Origin of the sequence: Halosaccharopolyspora lacisalsi (genome assembly GCF_014137975.1) — a bacterium.
Classification (GTDB): Bacteria; Actinomycetota; Actinomycetes; order Mycobacteriales; family Pseudonocardiaceae; genus Halosaccharopolyspora; species Halosaccharopolyspora lacisalsi.
Map to the genome: position 1 here is coordinate 130,057 of NZ_JACGWZ010000006.1, position 15,407 is coordinate 145,463.

17 protein-coding genes and 1 riboswitch are annotated in these 15,407 nt (G+C 69.9%); of the genes, 10 read left to right on the forward strand and 7 right to left on the reverse strand.

Translation table 11 applies throughout. From position 1 onward, the window contains the following. Positions 1-5: 5 nt before the first annotated feature. The 3 genes from FHX42_RS19475 to cutA all read left to right on the forward strand — a co-directional run bounded on the left by FHX42_RS19475 (position 6) and on the right by cutA (position 1,842). A complete protein-coding gene (locus tag FHX42_RS19475) occupies positions 6-719 on the forward strand; it encodes an ESX secretion-associated protein EspG (RefSeq protein WP_182545870.1) in 714 nt (237 codons plus the stop codon). 62 nt (positions 720-781) lie between these two features. Further along, positions 782-1,459, forward strand: a complete 678-nt coding sequence (locus FHX42_RS19480; RefSeq protein WP_407926274.1) for a DUF3159 domain-containing protein — start codon at positions 782-784, stop codon at positions 1,457-1,459. Between the two features lie 65 nt (positions 1,460-1,524). After that, the gene (cutA, locus tag FHX42_RS19485) at positions 1,525-1,842 is read left to right on the forward strand and encodes a divalent-cation tolerance protein CutA (protein ID WP_182545871.1); all 318 of its coding nucleotides are present in this window, start codon (positions 1,525-1,527) and stop codon (positions 1,840-1,842) included. Here cutA and FHX42_RS19490 read toward each other — a convergent pair. Next, positions 1,833-3,116, reverse strand: coding sequence for a helix-turn-helix domain-containing protein (locus FHX42_RS19490; protein ID WP_182545872.1), 1,284 nt, complete (start codon positions 3,114-3,116; stop codon positions 1,833-1,835). The two genes, cutA and FHX42_RS19490, sit on opposite strands and share 10 nt — an antisense overlap. Positions 3,117-3,504: 388 nt before the next feature. Between FHX42_RS19490 and FHX42_RS19495 the strand changes: the two genes are divergently transcribed. Continuing rightward, entirely contained in the window at positions 3,505-3,756 is a 252-nt protein-coding gene (locus tag FHX42_RS19495) for a hypothetical protein (RefSeq protein ID WP_182545873.1), read from the forward strand. A gap of 57 nt (positions 3,757-3,813) precedes the next feature. Here FHX42_RS19495 and FHX42_RS19500 read toward each other — a convergent pair whose 3' ends face one another. Together FHX42_RS19500 and FHX42_RS19505 are read right to left on the reverse strand one after the other, a co-directional pair. Continuing rightward, positions 3,814-4,767 carry an N-acetylglucosamine kinase gene (locus tag FHX42_RS19500; RefSeq protein WP_182545874.1) on the reverse strand — a complete coding sequence of 318 codons (954 nt, stop codon included), beginning with the start codon at positions 4,765-4,767 and terminating at the stop codon, positions 3,814-3,816. 150 nt (positions 4,768-4,917) lie between these two features. Further along, positions 4,918-5,979: an SIS domain-containing protein gene (locus tag FHX42_RS19505; RefSeq protein ID WP_182545875.1), complete on the reverse strand. Its 1,062-nt coding sequence runs from the start codon at positions 5,977-5,979 to the stop codon at positions 4,918-4,920. A 263-nt stretch (positions 5,980-6,242) separates the two neighbouring features. Between FHX42_RS19505 and FHX42_RS19510 the strand changes: the two genes are divergently transcribed. After that, complete coding sequence (locus FHX42_RS19510; protein WP_182545876.1) at positions 6,243-7,001, forward strand: GntR family transcriptional regulator; 759 nt, start codon at positions 6,243-6,245, stop codon at positions 6,999-7,001. On the opposite strand, the gene FHX42_RS19515 is transcribed toward FHX42_RS19510, so the two are convergent. Then, entirely contained in the window at positions 6,982-7,941 is a 960-nt protein-coding gene (locus FHX42_RS19515) for a threonine/serine dehydratase (RefSeq protein WP_182545877.1), read from the reverse strand. The genes FHX42_RS19510 and FHX42_RS19515 overlap by 20 nt on opposite strands. Before the next feature lie 148 nt (positions 7,942-8,089). On the opposite strand from FHX42_RS19515, the gene FHX42_RS19520 reads away from it, so the two are divergent. Further along, entirely contained in the window at positions 8,090-9,043 is a 954-nt protein-coding gene (locus tag FHX42_RS19520) for a hypothetical protein (RefSeq protein ID WP_182545878.1), read from the forward strand. Between the two features lie 231 nt (positions 9,044-9,274). Further along, positions 9,275-10,408, forward strand: coding sequence for an alpha-lytic protease prodomain-containing protein (locus FHX42_RS19525; protein WP_182545879.1), 1,134 nt, complete (start codon positions 9,275-9,277; stop codon positions 10,406-10,408). A 76-nt stretch (positions 10,409-10,484) separates the two neighbouring features. Here FHX42_RS19525 and thiE read toward each other — a convergent pair whose 3' ends face one another. Further along, on the reverse strand, positions 10,485-11,159 hold the full coding sequence (gene thiE, locus FHX42_RS19530) for a thiamine phosphate synthase (RefSeq protein WP_182545880.1): 675 nt from the start codon (positions 11,157-11,159) through the stop codon (positions 10,485-10,487). Between the two features lie 89 nt (positions 11,160-11,248). Continuing rightward, positions 11,249-11,357: riboswitch (TPP riboswitch) on the forward strand. On the opposite strand from thiE, the gene thiO reads away from it, so the two are divergent. The 3 genes from thiO (at position 11,349) to thiG (ending at position 13,430) form a co-directional block, all read left to right on the forward strand. Continuing rightward, positions 11,349-12,464, forward strand: coding sequence for a glycine oxidase ThiO (gene thiO / locus FHX42_RS19535; RefSeq protein WP_182545881.1), 1,116 nt, complete (start codon positions 11,349-11,351; stop codon positions 12,462-12,464). (Overlaps the previous riboswitch by 9 nt.) Further along, complete coding sequence (gene thiS, locus FHX42_RS19540) at positions 12,461-12,661, forward strand: sulfur carrier protein ThiS (RefSeq protein ID WP_182545882.1); 201 nt, start codon at positions 12,461-12,463, stop codon at positions 12,659-12,661. The genes thiO and thiS overlap by 4 nt, the downstream gene beginning before the upstream one ends. A gap of 4 nt (positions 12,662-12,665) precedes the next feature. Next, complete coding sequence (gene thiG, locus FHX42_RS19545) at positions 12,666-13,430, forward strand: thiazole synthase (RefSeq protein WP_182545883.1); 765 nt, start codon at positions 12,666-12,668, stop codon at positions 13,428-13,430. Positions 13,431-13,494: 64 nt separating this feature from the next. Here thiG and FHX42_RS19550 read toward each other — a convergent pair whose 3' ends face one another. After that, on the reverse strand, positions 13,495-14,703 hold the full coding sequence (locus FHX42_RS19550; RefSeq protein WP_182545884.1) for an ABC transporter permease: 1,209 nt from the start codon (positions 14,701-14,703) through the stop codon (positions 13,495-13,497). Then, positions 14,704-15,393, reverse strand: a complete 690-nt coding sequence (locus tag FHX42_RS19555; RefSeq protein ID WP_182545885.1) for an ABC transporter ATP-binding protein — start codon at positions 15,391-15,393, stop codon at positions 14,704-14,706. Positions 15,394-15,407: the final 14 nt, after the last annotated feature.

The window sequence follows — 15,407 nt, forward strand, 5'->3', positions numbered from 1 at the left end:
TACTGATGGTCGACACGATCACGTTGTCCATCCCCGCGGTGGACGTACTGGGCGAACAACTGAATCTCGGCGTGCGGCAGTACCCGTTCGAGTTCCCCCGGGTGGGGGGCTTCCCCGAGCACCGCGAGCAGGTGGTGCGGCAGGTCCACGAGGAGCTGGACGCGGCGGGCCTCGCCGGTTCGGGAAGACCGGAGCCGGAGGTCGAGGACGCCCTGTACCTGCTGTCCAGTTCCGAGGTCTCGATCGCGGCGGCGGGGTTGCTCGACGTGCGCGCGGGTTACCGGTTGGCCGCTCGAGTGGTGGCCACCGGCGAGGTCGGCGTCGTCGCCGTGCTGACCGGGCGTGGTCTGCGGATGGACTTCATGTCCCCGGACGATCTCCCGGGAGTCTGCGCCGACCTGCTGCCGGAGGCGCCCCCGGGAGCGGGTGAGCCGGCCTCGGTGGCGGGGGCCCCGGGAACCGACGCCGAGGGGACGCGGGCAGTGGAGGCGATCACTTCGCTGCCGAAATACCGTCTCGGCCACTACGTCGTCGCCAACACCGAGCGCAGGCGGCGGGTGCGGTTGTCCGGTCCGGCCTGGTTCGACACCGACCGGGGGCGCTACGCGCTCTCCGCCGAGCAGGCCTCCGGGCAGCACGTCCTGACCTGCGCTCCGGTGGACCGCCACGGCATGGCCGAGCGGATCGGCTCGTTGCTGGAACAAGCCCGTGCGGGGTGAAGGGGTGTTGGGCCGAACACCGATGGGTGCGTCGTCACGCGTGGGTGAGGCAGGCTGAAAAAGTGAAGCAGCACTCCACCGAGGCGAAGACGGCCGCGGACACCGACCGGGACTCGTTGATGCACTTGCTCGGAGGTCGGGCCAGTGCTGTCGACGCCAGTGTGCCGCCGGTCGTGTTCGGACTGGCCTGGCTGCTCGCCGGCGAGTCGATCGTCGTCGGCGGTGCGGCGGCCGTGGCGGCGGGGATCGCCATCGGTGCGGTGCGACTGCACAAGGGGGCGCGCCCGCGTGCCGTGCTGATCAGCCTGCTCGGGGTCATGCTCGGTGCGGTCATCGCGTTGCGCACCGGTGACGCGGCCGACTTCTACCTCGTCCGGGTGGTGAGCAACGCCGCCAGCGCGCTGGTCTGGATGACCAGCATCGCGCTGCGGTGGCCGTTTCTGGGCCTGGTCGTGGGCACGTTGCTCGGCCAGCGCGCGCGGTGGCGGCGCGATCCCGCGTTGCGGAGTGCTTACAACCGCGCCAGCTGGGTGTGGGTCGGCCAGTACGTCACGCGACTGCTCGTGTTCATCCCGCTGTGGGCGGTCGACGCCGTGGTCGCTCTCGGCATCGCCCAGGTGGTGCTGACCTGGCCGCTGGTGGCCGTCTGCGTCGTGTCGAGCTGGTGGGTGCTGCGGCGAAGCCTGCCCGCCGATCACCCCGGTGTCCGTCGCCCCCGCGTCGCGGAGAACGCCACCTGAACCGGACGGGAAATCGTGGCGATTCATGCGTTTTGATGCTTACATTTGCCCGTTACCCTGGCTCCATGGCTGAGTATATGCAGGTCGTGACGACGACCGACTCGGAGGAGGCCGCGGCCGACCTCGCCCGCAGCATCGTCGATGCCCGCGCCGGAGCGTGCGTTCAGGTCGTGCCCGTGCGCAGCTTCTACCGCTGGGAGCAGGCCGTCCAGGACGATCCCGAGTGGCAGCTCCAGGTCAAGACCGCTGCCGGCAGCCTCGACGCGCTGATGAGGTGCATCAAGAACAACCACACCTACGACGTCCCCGAGATCATCGCTACGCCGATCACGGTAGGCAACGAGGCCTACTTGTCGTGGGTGGACGAGGAGACTCAGGCCTGAGCCGCGGTGAGCAACCCCGATGTGACGTGCTGCCGCAGTGCTTCGGCCGTGCCCGGGCCGTCGCCCCGCGGCAGTGTTTCCGTCAGCTCCCACAGCCGGTCCTGAGCGAGACTGGCCTCGGTACGGGTGGCGAGCGGAAGTGCTTCGGCCGCCAGCTCGTCGGCACGATCGAGATCCGCGCGGATCGCGGCCGACAAGGCGAGATCCGAAATCACCAGCGCACGGACCTTGTTCTCCGTGGGGCCCAGGGAGGAAAGCAGTGAGCCGGCGAGTGCGTCGGTCTTGCGATGCCCCATGCGTCCGTACGACGAGACCGCGAGGCTTCCCAGCCTGCTCGTGCTGAAGAAACTCGTCCACGATCGCTCACTGTGCGGGCGGGCGTAGTCGTAGGCGGTGAACGCCCGCTCCAGCGCCCGTTCCGCCGTGTCGTGGTCGCCGATGCTCGCCGCTTCCTCCGCCTGCCTGCCGGATATCCAGGCCTGCGTTGTGGCGGCGGAACCCCGCACGTACGTGCTCGCTTCGGCGAGCACCTTCACGGCTTCGTCGGACCTGTCCTGGGAGGCGAGCAGGTACGACCAGTAGTTGAGCGTGCAGGCGGTCAGCGGCCCGTCCCCGGCTTGGGTGGCCATCGTCAGTGCCCGCCGGTACCGGGCCACCGCCTCGCGGGGGCGCGACAGGTCGAAGGCGCACCAGCCCGCCAGCGCTTCGGTCTCCCCGGCCGTCGAGAGCAGGTATCGCCGACTCCGCTCGTCCGGGCTCGCCTCGATGAACCGGTGCAGCGTCCTGCCGTGCTCGACCAGCGACGTCAGGATCGTCCGGGAGGGAGCCGTCTCCTCCTCGTGGAAGAACTCGGTGGTGCGGTCCTGCGCGAGACGAAGAACCAGCTGGTCGGGGCGGTGTCCGCGCTCGGCCGTTTCCGTGATCCGTTGCCACGGCGTGGCGCCCAGGACGGTGGCGCCGGCCAGTTTCAGGGCATCCCGGCGATGCACGTCGTCATCTCCCTGGTCGTGGTGCGGTGTGATGGGCGCGGTCGTGACGGGCCCCTCGGGGGGAACGCGGAACCAGAGCAGCGATTCCGGTGCCCTGAGCGTCACCGCCCATCGTTGGAGCTTTCGCAGGTCGCCCGGCGGTTTCCCGCGCTCGATGCGGCTGATCTGGCTTTGGCCCACACCCAGCCGGTCGGCCATGTCGGACTGGTTGATCGGTGGTGTGAACGCGAACCGGTAGGCGCGGATCACACGGCCGAAGTGCTGTGCCTCGATAGCGGCGCGCACGTCCTCGCGGTCCCAGAACCCGGGAGGAGGTGACGGAAACCCTCGCGTGGTGCTCCGTCTTTGGCGGCCGCACGGCGTGCACAGCTTGTCGGCATGGTCGCTGGCGATTCTGCATCCGCAGCGTTGACAACCTGCCATTGAATTCACCCCGCAGTGTTTCGAACGGGGCAAGTGTATGTGATCAACGGCACACGCCTGGGGGTTTATGGATGAAATGCATGTTCCCTGCGCACGAATATGCGTTCGATAGCTTTGGTTCGGCGGTATCGAGCGTCACGGTCCGTGTATGTTCAGGAGCGTTCGTTTTGTCGTCGGGCGGGATTCCCATCGGGTGCACGCGACGGGGAGGCACCTCGTCAGGTACGCGGGTGCGGGTCGGATTCGTGGCTTGTGCGGGGAGAGCCTCGAACTCGCGTCCGCGCCGCCGAAGCGGTTCGTCGGTGGCTACCACGACTACTGCGGAGAGTGCGCCGCCGCGTTCTTCGCGTTCACCGAGGGGCCTCGGAGAAGGGTGCCCGCGAGATACCCGCGATGGTTGGTCGAAGCCGCCTTCGGTGCGGGCGTGGTGGACGACGAGCGGCCCGCCCCGGAGGCGCCGCCCGGCGGCTGCCGGATGCGCCGGATGTCGGAGGCGCCGTAACCACCTCGTCCGCTTTGGTAGGTACCCGGTTTCGCGCGAAACCGGGAAACCGCGGAGCTAGGGGTTCGAGGGCGCGTCGAGGTCGAGCGCGGCCAGCCGGACCGCGCCCTCGGCGCCGGGACCGGCCGTGCCGAGTTCGCCGCTGTTCCTGCCGGCCAGTTCGGTCCGCAGCGCGGCACCGAGTGGATTGTCCGCCCCCGTGAGGCTGCCCGCGAGGACGATCGGCGTGGTGTCACCGGCGTCCCGGACGGCCTGTGCCGTGTCGGCCAGCAGGGTCGCCGCGCGGGCCACGATGTCGTGGGCGAGGACGTCCCCGGCACCGGCGGAATCCGTGACCAGCGGAGCGAGTTCGGCCAGCCGGATCGGTGCGACGTTGTTGACCGTCGCGATCAGCCGCTTGCTCAGGTCGTCGGCGTGGCCGGTTTCGTCCCCCAGCGTCCTGTCGAGCACGGCGGAGACCAGCGGGTCGCGCGGGTGCTCCTCCCGGTCGAGGGACTCCAGCGTCGCTCGCACCGCTTCGCGCCCGAGCCAGAACGCCGAGCCCTCGTCGCCGAGCAGCCAGCCGTAGCCGCCACTGGTGGCGACGAGTCGGTGATCGCGGATCCGCGCGGCGATGGACCCGGTTCCGGCGATGAGCACGGTGCCCTCGGGCGAATCGGTCCCGGCGGCGAAGGAGACCTCGCAGTCACTGGCCACCCGGACCGTGCCCGCGAGCCCCAGCTCGTCCCAGATCCGGGTGAACGGCTCGGCCACGGCCGGGTTCGTCATCGCGCTGACACCCGCCATGCCGAGGACACCACCGCGCACGCGTCCCGGATCGATGCCCGACAGCGCGGCTCGGGCGGCCGAGGCGACCTGCTCGGCGGCTCGCTCCGGCCGGTGCGAGTTGGGATTGCCACCACCGGCGGTGCCCGCCCCGAGCTCCCGCCCCGACACGTCGGCGACCAGCGCCCGGCTCGACGTGCCGCCGACGTCGAGACCGAGGACGAGCGCGGGGTCGTGGTGGGGCATGGTGGCGAGCCTCCTGGTTCGTCCGCTGATCGCAACCGGACGTGCGCCCTACAGTTGCCGTCTCGTCTGTTCGGCGTAATCTGTGGGTGCCCGTCTCACCCCGCCCCCTCGGTGAGGCGGGTCTTTGCCGGCGTTCTTCGTCGGCGTGCCTCACCTGGTGCGGGTGACCTTGTTCAGCCCGCGCGGACTGTCCGGGTCACCGCCGCGTGCCAGGGCGAGTTCGAGCGCCAGTCGTTGGACTGGCAGTACCTCCAGCAGTGGGGCGACCTCCTCGGCGCAGTCCGGCACCGCGATGCGGTGGGAGGCGTCGACCCGGGTGGTCGCCGACCCGATCGCGCAGATGTCGGCACCACGTTCGTGCACGGTGCTCAGGACCTCCCGCATGGCTTCGCCGCCCCTTCCGGATCCGCACAGTGCCAGTACCGCCGTCTCGGTGTCCACGGCCGCGATCGGGCCGTGCAGCAGGTCCGCGCCACTGTAGGAGCGGGCGGAGAGGTAGCTCGTCTCGGCGAGCTTGAGCGCGGCTTCGGCGGCGGTGGCCGAGGAGTAACCGCGGCCGGTGGTGACCATCCGGTCGGCGAACCGGTACCGGCGGGCGGCCTCGGACACCGCGTCCGCGCTGGTGTCCAGCGTCGTCCGGGCGAGTTCGGGCAGTCCCCGGGCGTGTTCGCCCCGGCCGCCGCGGACGGCGTCGATCAGCAGGTACAGCGCGAGCAGCGTCGCGCCGTAGCTCTTGGTGGCGGCTACCGCCCGCTCCGTCCCGGCGCGGATGTCCACCGACAGCTCGGCGGTGGCGTTCAGCGCGGAGTCCGGATTGTTGGTCACCGCCACGGTCGTCGCGCCGTTGCTGCGCCCGGTTTCGGTGACTTCGACCAGGTCGGGGGAACCACCGCTCTGGCTGATCGACAGCAGCAGGACGTCGGTGAGGTCCGGACTGGCGCCGTAGAGCGTCGTCGTCGAGGGCGAGACCAGTCCCACGGGCAGTTCCAGCAGCACCTCGACGAGGTACTTCGCGTACAGCGCGGCGTGATCGCTGGAGCCCCGCGCGGCCAGCAATGCGAAGCGCGGCCTGCGCTGCGCGATGATCCCGGCGATCTCGGCGATTCCCGGACGTTCCGCGAGCAGGCCCTCGAACACGCTCGGCTGCTCCTCGACCTCGCCCCTCATGTGCCGACCGGGGTCGGCGGAGTTCCGATCGGAGGCCTCGGTCATGGTGCTACCCCTTCACTGCGTGCAAAGCCCGGTCTAGACCAATATTACCGTGTCGCTCGGCGTGGTTCGCTCCGGAGGGCGCAGTACGATCCCTCCGTGACGAAATCCGGTACTCCGGAGGCCTTCGGCAGCATCACCAGCACCCCCGAACGGAGGACGTCGACCGCGGCGGTCGCACCAATCCCAGTGGGTGGGCGATGCCCCCACCGGTTTTAGGGCATCCTGAAAGGCACAGGCGCGCAAGTTCGGCGGTAGGAGGAACGATGCTCGAAACGTCGGTGCCCGGTGAGGTGGACACACCGGCACGGACCCAACGCGAACCCAAGTACTGGGGGCTCAAGCAGCATCTGCTGGACATGCTGCGGTCACTGCCGCCGGGCTCGTCCATCCCGACCGAACGGTCGCTGGCAGCCGAGTTCGACGTTTCGCGCACCACGGTGCGGCAGGCACTGGCCGAGCTGACCGTGGAGGGCCGACTGCTACGGGTCCAGGGCAAGGGCACGTTCGCGGCCAAGCCCAAGGTCGCCCAGCGGCTGCAACTGAGCAGTTACACCGAGGACATGCGCGCGCAGGGCCGCCAGCCCACTTCACGGCTGCTGGAGGTCACCGAGCAGGCCGCCGATCAGGAGCTCGCGACGCTGCTGGGCACTCGCGGGGGGTCGAGCGTGCTACGGCTCCGCAGGCTGCGCCTGGCCGACGGCGAGCCGATGGCCATCGAGACCACCCACCTGCCGCTGGCTCGTTTCCAGGGACTGACAGCCCAGCTGGAGGCGGGGGGCTCGCTGTACCAGGTGCTGCGGGAACACTTCGGCGTCGACTTCGCCAACGCCGACGAGACCATCGAGACCGCGCTGGCCAGCCCGGAGGAGGCCGAGCTGCTCGGCGCCGACGTGGGGCTGCCGATGCTGTTGCTGTCGCGGCACTCGTTCGACGCCGGGGGCAGTCCCGTCGAGTGGGTCCGCTCGATCTACCGGGGCGACCGCTACAAGTTCGTCGCCCGTCTCAATCCGCCAGCAGAGTGACCAGGTCCCGGTGGTCGATGTTGCCGCCGGAGACGACCGCGACGGTCGTTCCGGGCGGCAGCAGCTCCGGGTGGTAGCGGTGCGCCGCCGCTGCGACGGCACCGCTGCGCTCGACCACCAGCCGGTACGTGCGGGCGAGGTGACCCACCGTCTCGGCGATCTCGTTCTCCGAGACGGTCACGATGTCGTCGACGACCTCCCGGAGGTGGGCGAAGGTCAGTTCGGACGGCTCGGCCGTCAAACCGTCCGCCGCGGTGCTCGTGCGGGACCCGACCGACCAGTGGCGACGGTGCCCCGCGTGCAGGCTTTCTCGTGCGTCGGCGGCGAGCTCGGGTTCGACGCCGATCACCCTGGCGTGCGGGTGCAGCGCCTTGACCGCGACACCGACGCCGGAGATCAGGCCGCCGCCGCTGACCGGGACGAGCACCGCGTCCGGCCGCGCATCCTCCGCGATCTCCAGTCCCACGGTTCCCTGACCGGCGATGACGGTCGGGTCGTCGAACGGCGGCACCAGCGTCGCCCCGCGTTCCTCGGCGATGTCGCGTGCCCGCTGTTCGCGTTCGGCCACCTCCACCGGCACGATCTCGGCTCCCAGCTCCCGCGCGGCCGAGACCTTGGCCGCGGGGGCGGTGTGCGGGACGACCACCGTGGCGGGCATTCCCAGCGCCCGCGCCGCGTGGGCCACCGCGCGTGCGTGGTTACCGCTGGAGTAGGCCACCAGCCCGGCCGCGCGTGACCGTTCCGGTACGGCCGCCGCCGCGTTGAGCGCTCCCCGGATCTTGAAGGCCCCCGTCGGTTGCAGATTTTCCGGTTTGAGCAGCAGCGGACGTACGGGATCGGATTCGGGCAGGGGCAACAGCGGAGTACGCACCGTCCCGGCGGACGCGGTGGTGATCACCGTGCGGGCCGCTGTGATCTCGGTAAGGCCGACCAAGCGCATGGGACCGCATCCTGCTCCATCCGGTCTTCGCGCCGGTGACCCGGGTGTTACACCCAGTGGGAGTATTCACGCCAGGGCGCTCGGCGGGAGAAAACGAGCGCGCTCGGGCGTTGGGGCTGTGGGGAAGTGCCGCGAGGCGGGGAGTCGTATGACGCAGCACCACAGCCGGGAAGCATCCGACGAGAACAAGGACACCAAGTCCAAGAAGATCGACGTTTCGACGACCCAGGTGGCGGGGACGGCGCTGGCCTCGGTCACGGCCGCGTTCCTCGGCGGTCAGCTCGGAATGGCGGGCACCGTGGGAGGGGCGGCCCTGACCAGCGTGGTCATCACCGTCGGCGGCGAGGTGTACCGGCGCTCGTTGGAGACCACCAAGGAGAAGGCCGCCGTGACGGCGGCGAAGGCGACGATGAGGCGGGTGGGGTCGCGCTCGGTCGCCGGAGCGGAGGAACGGACCCGCCGCATCGACACGAGCCACTACGGCGGCCAGGAGCTGTACTGGCCCGGGGGTGAGCGGGTCGCCGACGATCGGGACGCGCAGCGTACCCGCAGGATCGAGTTGCCCGGGCGAGCGGAGTCCGCCGCGGCGTCCACCACGGTGTCCGAGCACCCCACGCCGTCCCGGCGCCGCTTCCGCTGGACCGTGATCGCGGTGACCAGCGGGCTGGCGTTCGTGCTGTGCATGCTGGTCGTGACCGGTTTCGAGGGAGTCACCGGACGCACGCTCTCCGGAGGCGAGCACGGCACGACGGTGGGAAAACTGGTTCGGCCGGGGCCGCGGCAGGACCAACCCCCCGTCCCGGCGCCGGAGGGGAGCCGTACCGCCGATACCCCGGAACCTTCCCGGCGGTCGTCCCCGACGACGGGGCCCGCGGTGGAGCCGAGTCGGGAGCGATCCACCTCCGAGCGGCCCACCCGCGAGCGCGCTACCGAACAGCCCACGCCCACACGGACACGGGCTCCGATCTCGGAGTCCGCTCCGGTGGAGCAGCCCGAGAGCACGCCGAGTCAGCAACAGGGCCAGCAGCGAACGGACACACAGCGTCACGGCAAGCAAGAAGAACGTGTGGTTCCCAGCACGAACAGTGGAAGCGGACAGTAGTCGATGTTTGGGTATCAAGCAGTAATGTCCTCCCCGGGCGTCGCTGTGCCGTGAATTGAACACTCTATGTACGTACCGTGCGGTAGCACTCGTCGGTAATTAACACCACCCACTCATGTGGGTGAAATTTTCGTGCTATCTACGCCGAAAGGCGGCTGCCCTGCGTGAGTGAGCCAGGCCATACTCCCTGGCCAGGGGGGACGGAGATCCGTTCTACGAGGGAGACAGCACATGAAGCGCAGACTCGCGGCCCGCATGACGGGAACCGTGGTGGCAGCGGCCGGAACCGTGGCCGCGCTGACGATGCCGGCGGTTGCCACCACGCAGCAGCCGGCAACCGCGTCCCCGGAAGCCAAGGCATCGACCATGCTGGAGGCCATGCAGCGCGACCTCGGGTTGAGCCCGGAGCAGGCGCAGCAGCGGTTGCACCAGGAAACCACCGCCGAGCGAGCGGACCAGCTCGTCCGGAAGACCCTCGCGGGTACTTTCGGAGGGTCCCACTACAACGCCGAGCTCGGTAAGCTCGTCGTCGGTGTCACGGACAAGGCCTCCTTCGACGAGGTTCGTGAAGCCGGAGCCGAGGCCCGTCTGGTCGACGACAGCGTGGCGCACCTCAACGCCATCGCCGACGGGTTCGATCAGCGGATGAAGTCCGCACCGTCCGAGGTGACCGGGTGGTACGTCGACAGCAAGAGCAACTCCGTCGTCGTGACCACCGCCAAGGGCACGGCCGCGAAGGCCGGTGACTTCGTCCGATCCACGAACACGGACGCCGACGCGGTGCGCGTCGTCGAGTCCACCGAGTCGCCCCGTACCTACGCCGACATCGTCGGCGGTAACGCCTACTACATCGGCAGCGGTGCGCGTTGCTCCATCGGCTTCGCGGTGCAGGGCGGTTTCGTCAGCGCCGGGCACTGCGGCAACACGGGCGACAGCACCAGCCAGCCCAGCGGGACGTTCGAGGGTTCGGTCTTCCCGGGCAGTGACTACTCCTACGTCAGCAGCTCGGCCAACCCGACCCCGACGGTCAACGGCTACGGCAACGGCAACGTGACCGTGGCCGGTTCGCAGGAGGCCGCCCAGGGTGCCTCGGTGTGCCGGTCCGGTTCCACCACCGGGTGGCACTGCGGCACCATCCAGGGCAAGAACCAGACCGTGCGCTACCCCCAGGGCACCGTGCGCGGTCTGACCCGCACCGACGTCTGCGCGGAGCCCGGCGACTCCGGCGGCTCGTTCATCTCCGGTAACCAGGCCCAGGGCATGACCTCGGGTGGCTCGGGTGACTGCACCCGGGGCGGTACCACCTACTTCCAGCCCGTCAACGAGGTGCTCAACGCCTACAACCTGAGCCTCGTCACCGGTTGATCCGTCCCCCGACCGACGACCCCCGGCGCTGTCCGGGGGTTCGTCATGTCACGAGCGGTTCCGCTCCGGCCCGCGTTCACCCACGCAGGCGCTCGGCCAGCGAGGCCGCGGCCGCGCGGGGGTCCTCGGCTTCGGTGATCGCCCGGACGACGACGGCGCGTTCGGCACCGGCGGCCATCGCCTCGTCCAGGTTCTCGTGATCGATCCCTCCGATGGCGAACCACGGCCGACCGTGCCCGTGGTGCTCGGCTGCGTGGCGGACGAGCTCGATCCCCGCCGCGTCACGCCCCGGCTTGGTGGGCGTGGACCACACCGGCCCGGTGCAGAAGTAGTCGACTCCGGGCTCGGTGGCCGCGGAGTCCGCCTGCACCACGTCGTGCGTGGAACGGCCGACGATCATCTGGTCGCCCACGATGCGCCGGGCCTGCTCCACCGGTAGATCCTCCTGCCCCAGGTGCAGGATGTCGGCGTCGGCGGTGAGCGCTATGTCGGCACGGTCGTTGACCGCCAGCAACGCCCCGTACCGGGCGCACGCTTCCCCCAGCACCTCCAGGGCGGCGAGTTCGTGACGGGCTTCCGGCGCGGCGCCGGTGCTGCTCTTGTCGCGAAGCTGGATGATGTCCACCCCGCCCGCGAGCGCGGACTCGGCGAACTCGGCCAGATCCCCGCGTTCACTGCGGGAGTCGGTGCACAGGTACAGCCGTGCCTCGTCGAGTCGGGCGCGGATCCCGTGGCCGTCCATTCCAGGCATACCCCCAGCCTATCGCGCTTCCGCGGGTCGAAGCCGCCTCGTGAACGGGTGGGAGCTGACGACGGGCGGTCGGATCGGTAGTCTGGATGTTGGTGAAGCACGGGAGTCCGTACGAGAGCGGACTGAGAGGGGGCTGACGCCCCGACCGTCGAACCTGATCCGGATGATACCGGCGCAGGGAGCGTGTGAGTGTCCGAACGACGCAGGCAACGTGTCGCCGTCGTTGGCGGCGGCGTTATCGGTATGTCCACGGCGTGGCGACTGGCCTCCGAGGGACATCCCGTCACGATGATCGATCCGGAGCCGGCTTCCGGTGCCTCCCGGGTCGCGGGCGGGATGCTCGCGCCGGTGGCCGAGGCCTGGCCCGGTGAGGAGTCCCTGCTGGAGCTCGGGGCGGTGTCGCTGGGGCGGTGGCCCGAGTTCGCCGCCAGGCTGAGCCGGGAGTCGGGCCGCTCGTCCGGACTCAACCGGGAGGGCACGCTCGTCGTCGGTGTGGACAGTGCGGACCGCGCGGAGCTCGACAACCTCGCCGAGTACCTCGCGTCCCGGGGACGTTCGGTGTCCCGCCACTCCGGCCGTTCCCTGCGCAGGGCGGAACCCTCGCTCGGCCCCGCCGTACGAGCGGGGCTCGAGGTTCCGGAGGACCTCTCCGTCGACAACCGCGTCACGCTCGAAGCACTGCGTGCGGCGGCGGTGGCGGCGGGCGTCGAGTTCGTCGACGCTCGCGCCCGCGCCGTCGGCCCCGGGAGGGTCGAGCTCGACGAGTCGACGGTGCGCTGCGAGTTCGTGGTGATCGCGGCCGGTTCGCACGCGGGAGAACTGCATTCCGGGCTGCGGGAGACCATCCGTCCCGTCAAGGGGGAGATCCTGCGGCTGCGCGCTCGTGGCACGGCGCTGCCGCCACCTCGCCGAACCATCCGCGGCCCGGTGCACGGGCGTCAGGTCTACCTGGTGCCCCGCGAGAACGGTCTGGTCGTCGGTGCCACCCAGTACGAGGTCGGGTTCGACACCGAGGTGACGGTGGGGGGTGTGCGCACCCTGCTGGCCGATGCCGAACGGTTCGTGCCCGGGATCGCGGAGTACGCGCTGACGGAGAGCAGCGCCGGTCTCCGGCCGAGCACCGAGGACAACCTGCCGCTGATCGGCTGGGTCGAGCCGGGGGTCCTGGTGGCGGCGGGGCACCACCGCAACGGCTTCCTGCTCGCCCCGATCACGGCCGAGACCGTGGTCGGTCTGGTGCACGGTTCGGCGGTCGCCGACGAGGCGAAGGCCGCCGACCCCGCGAGGTTGGGAGAACAGCAGTGACGATCACGATCAACGGGCAGCAGCGTCGGATCGAGGAGAGCACCACGCTGGCCGACGTGCTGGAGGAGTTCGGCACCCCCGCTCGGGGCGTGGCCGTGGCCGTGGACGGTGCGGTGGTTCCCCGCGCGTCCTGGCCGCGAACGCAGCTACGACCGGAGGCCACCGTGGAGATCCTGACCGCCGTACAGGGAGGCTGAGGAGATGGACGACCCACTGGTGATCGCCGGACGCGAGTTCGGCTCACGACTGATCGCGGGGACGGGCGGTGCGACGAACCTCGCCGCGCTGGAACGCGCGCTGATCGCCTCCGGCACGGAGTTGACGACGGTGGCGATGCGCCGCTCCGACACCGAGGGCGGCACCGGTGTGCTCGAACTGCTGAACAAGCTCGGCATCGAGGCGCTGCCGAACACGGCGGGTTGTCGCACCGCCGCCGAAGCCGTCCTCACCGCTCAGATGGCGCGGGAGGCGCTGGGGACGCACTGGGTCAAGCTGGAGGTGGTGGCCGACGAGGACACCCTGCTACCGGACCCGACCGAGCTGCTCGACGCGGCCGAGCAGCTCGTGGACCAGGGCTTCGTTGTGCTGGCCTACACCAACGACGATCCGGTGCTGTCCTGGCGCCTGGAGGAGATCGGCTGCGCCGCGGTGATGCCGCTGGGGTCCCCGATCGGTACCGGGCTGGGAATCCGCAACCCGCACAACATCGAGATGATCGTCTCCCGCGCCTCGGTGCCCGTGGTGCTCGACGCCGGGATCGGCACGGCCTCGGACGCCGCCCTGGCCATGGAGCTCGGCTGCGACGCCGTCCTGCTGGCCACGGCGATCACCCGCGCCCGGGAGCCCGAGCGCATGGCCGCAGCGATGCGCTCGGGCGTCGACGCGGGGCGCCTGGCCTCGCAGGCGGGCCGGGTTCCGCAGCGCTTCTGGGCGCAGGCTTCCAGCCCCGGCCGCCCGATGGAGTGAGGATCCGCTGGGTGACGGGCGGCTTCGGCGCCGGAGCCGCCCCTCACCCCCGGTTCGGGGCTGCTCAGGTTTGTCGGCGGGTCAGCAGGTAGGGGTCACGTCGGAGGGCGACCCGTCCTCCGACGAGCGCTCCGATCGCCAGGCCGAGCAGGGGGGTCAGCGCGGCGGCCGTACCCCACAGTGGATTCGGCAGCATGCTGGTCACGGGCACCTCCAGGCCGAGAAGCCCTTCGACAGGTCCGCGCAGGAGCAGCGCACCGCCGATACCGACCGCGCTGCCGAGCACTCCGGCGAGCAGCCCGGTCAGCAGCGCTTCGCCGAGCAGGATCCGGCGCAGTCCGCTCACCGAGTTGCCGAGGATGCGTAGCACCGCGAGTTCGGACAGCCGGCTGCGGATGCTGGAACGGGCGTTGGACAGGCCGGTGAGCACGGCGATGGCGAGTACGACGAGGATGCCGACCCGGTAGCCGAGGTCGGCGGCTCCGAGCACGCCCGGCAGGTTGCGCACCCGATCGGTGACCGGTGCTGCGGAGAAGTCGAGCTGCTGCAGCTCCTGAGCCACCGTGGACACGTACTGCTGTTCGGTCACCGAGACCACCGCCGACGTGGCTCCCGTGGTGGACCTGTACCGCTCGGGAGGCATTCCCGCCTTGGCGGCTGCCAGGGTGGCTGCCGCTTCCGGGGAGACGTAGGCGGTGTCCGGGCCGTCCAGCTGCCATTCGGGATCGTAGGTGGCCACCACCGTGAAGGTGGTGTGTTCCGGGGTTCCCGAGCGTTCTCCGGTCGCCCGGGTGTAGGCGGCGGGGAACTCCTTTCCCACGTATCGGGTGAAATCGACGCCCGCGCTGCGTGCGGGGAGCACGATCTGACCGGGTTGGAGCGGCTGCGGTACCTCTCCTCGGGTGATGGAGGGACGCGTCGAGGGGCGCCAGGAGTGCGTGGTCAGATCGAAGGTCGGAGCCGCTGGATCCCGGGTCCCGGTGTAGATGGAGGAGACGTAGTCGGGCACCACTTCCGCCACGTGCTCGATTCCGCGCGCTTGGTCGAGGCTTGCGGTGTCGAGGCTGCGGACCGATCGTCCGGTCTCGATCGAGGACAGCTCGATCTGAGTCAGTCCGCCCGAGTGCAGGACGTCGCGTTCGACCGCTGAGCGAGCTCCCGCTGTCACACTAGCCAGTCCGCTGACCAGGATCGTCAATATCACCAGCAACCCCAGCGTGCTCCGGACCGAGGAGTCCGAACGTCGCCAGGTCAGCCATGCCCACCGCCACATTCAGTTTTCCTCCTGTTCGGAGAGGTCCTGTTGCGGACTCGCGACGATGTTCCCTTGATCCAAACGTATTTCCGCGTCACAGCTGGAGGCCACCTCCGCGCTGTGGGTGGCGATGAGGACGCTGGTGTCGTTGTCCGCGAGGCGCCGGAGAAGACGCATGACCGCCTCGCCGTTGTCCGGGTCCAGACTGCCGGTCGGCTCGTCGGCGAGTACGAGGGACGAGCCCTTGACCTGTGCTCGGGCGACCGCCACGCGTTGGCGCTCACCGCCCGAGAGGTTGCCCGCCGGTGTCTCGCAGCGGTCGCCGAGGCCGACCTCGCTCAGCATGTTCTGCGCTTTTTCGCGGTTTTTCCCCAGTCGTGGACCAAAAGCGGAGGACACGTTCTCCCACGCGTTGAGGAAGGGGAGCAACGCCAAGTCCTGAAGGATGATTCCGATGTTGTCCCTCCGGAACGAGTCACGTTCGTTCGGGGACATGTCACGGGTCTCGTCTCCGTCGAGGGCGAGTTTGCCGGACGTGGGGTGCAGGATGAGGCCGAGCAGTGCGAGCAGGGTGCTTTTCCCTGCTCCCGAAGCTCCGCGAACCGCCGTTATCATTCCTTTGTGAAGGTGCAGGTCGATGTTGTGCACGCCGAAATCGGCGCTGTACTTGTAAGTGAGCTCGTGCGCTTCGATACCGGTCTTCGTCATGGGGGTGCCCTACT

What these genes read in the sequence shown, in the direction of transcription:
- FHX42_RS19475 (WP_182545870.1), top strand. Translation starts at nt 6, where the DNA reads ATGGTCGACACGATCACGTTGTCCATCCCCGCGGTGGACGTACTGGGC.
- cutA (WP_182545871.1), top strand. Translation starts at nt 1,525, where the DNA reads ATGGCTGAGTATATGCAGGTCGTGACGACGACCGACTCGGAGGAGGCC.
- FHX42_RS19500 (WP_182545874.1), bottom strand. Translation starts at nt 4,767, where the DNA reads ATGCCCCACCACGACCCCGCGCTCGTCCTCGGTCTCGACGTCGGCGGC.
- FHX42_RS19505 (WP_182545875.1), bottom strand. Translation starts at nt 5,979, where the DNA reads ATGACCGAGGCCTCCGATCGGAACTCCGCCGACCCCGGTCGGCACATG.
- FHX42_RS19510 (WP_182545876.1), top strand. Translation starts at nt 6,243, where the DNA reads ATGCTCGAAACGTCGGTGCCCGGTGAGGTGGACACACCGGCACGGACC.
- FHX42_RS19515 (WP_182545877.1), bottom strand. Translation starts at nt 7,941, where the DNA reads ATGCGCTTGGTCGGCCTTACCGAGATCACAGCGGCCCGCACGGTGATC.
- FHX42_RS19520 (WP_182545878.1), top strand. Translation starts at nt 8,090, where the DNA reads ATGACGCAGCACCACAGCCGGGAAGCATCCGACGAGAACAAGGACACC.
- FHX42_RS19525 (WP_182545879.1), top strand. Translation starts at nt 9,275, where the DNA reads ATGAAGCGCAGACTCGCGGCCCGCATGACGGGAACCGTGGTGGCAGCG.
- thiE (WP_182545880.1), bottom strand. Translation starts at nt 11,159, where the DNA reads ATGCCTGGAATGGACGGCCACGGGATCCGCGCCCGACTCGACGAGGCA.
- thiG (WP_182545883.1), top strand. Translation starts at nt 12,666, where the DNA reads ATGGACGACCCACTGGTGATCGCCGGACGCGAGTTCGGCTCACGACTG.
- FHX42_RS19550 (WP_182545884.1), bottom strand. Translation starts at nt 14,703, where the DNA reads ATGTGGCGGTGGGCATGGCTGACCTGGCGACGTTCGGACTCCTCGGTC.
- FHX42_RS19555 (WP_182545885.1), bottom strand. Translation starts at nt 15,393, where the DNA reads ATGACGAAGACCGGTATCGAAGCGCACGAGCTCACTTACAAGTACAGC.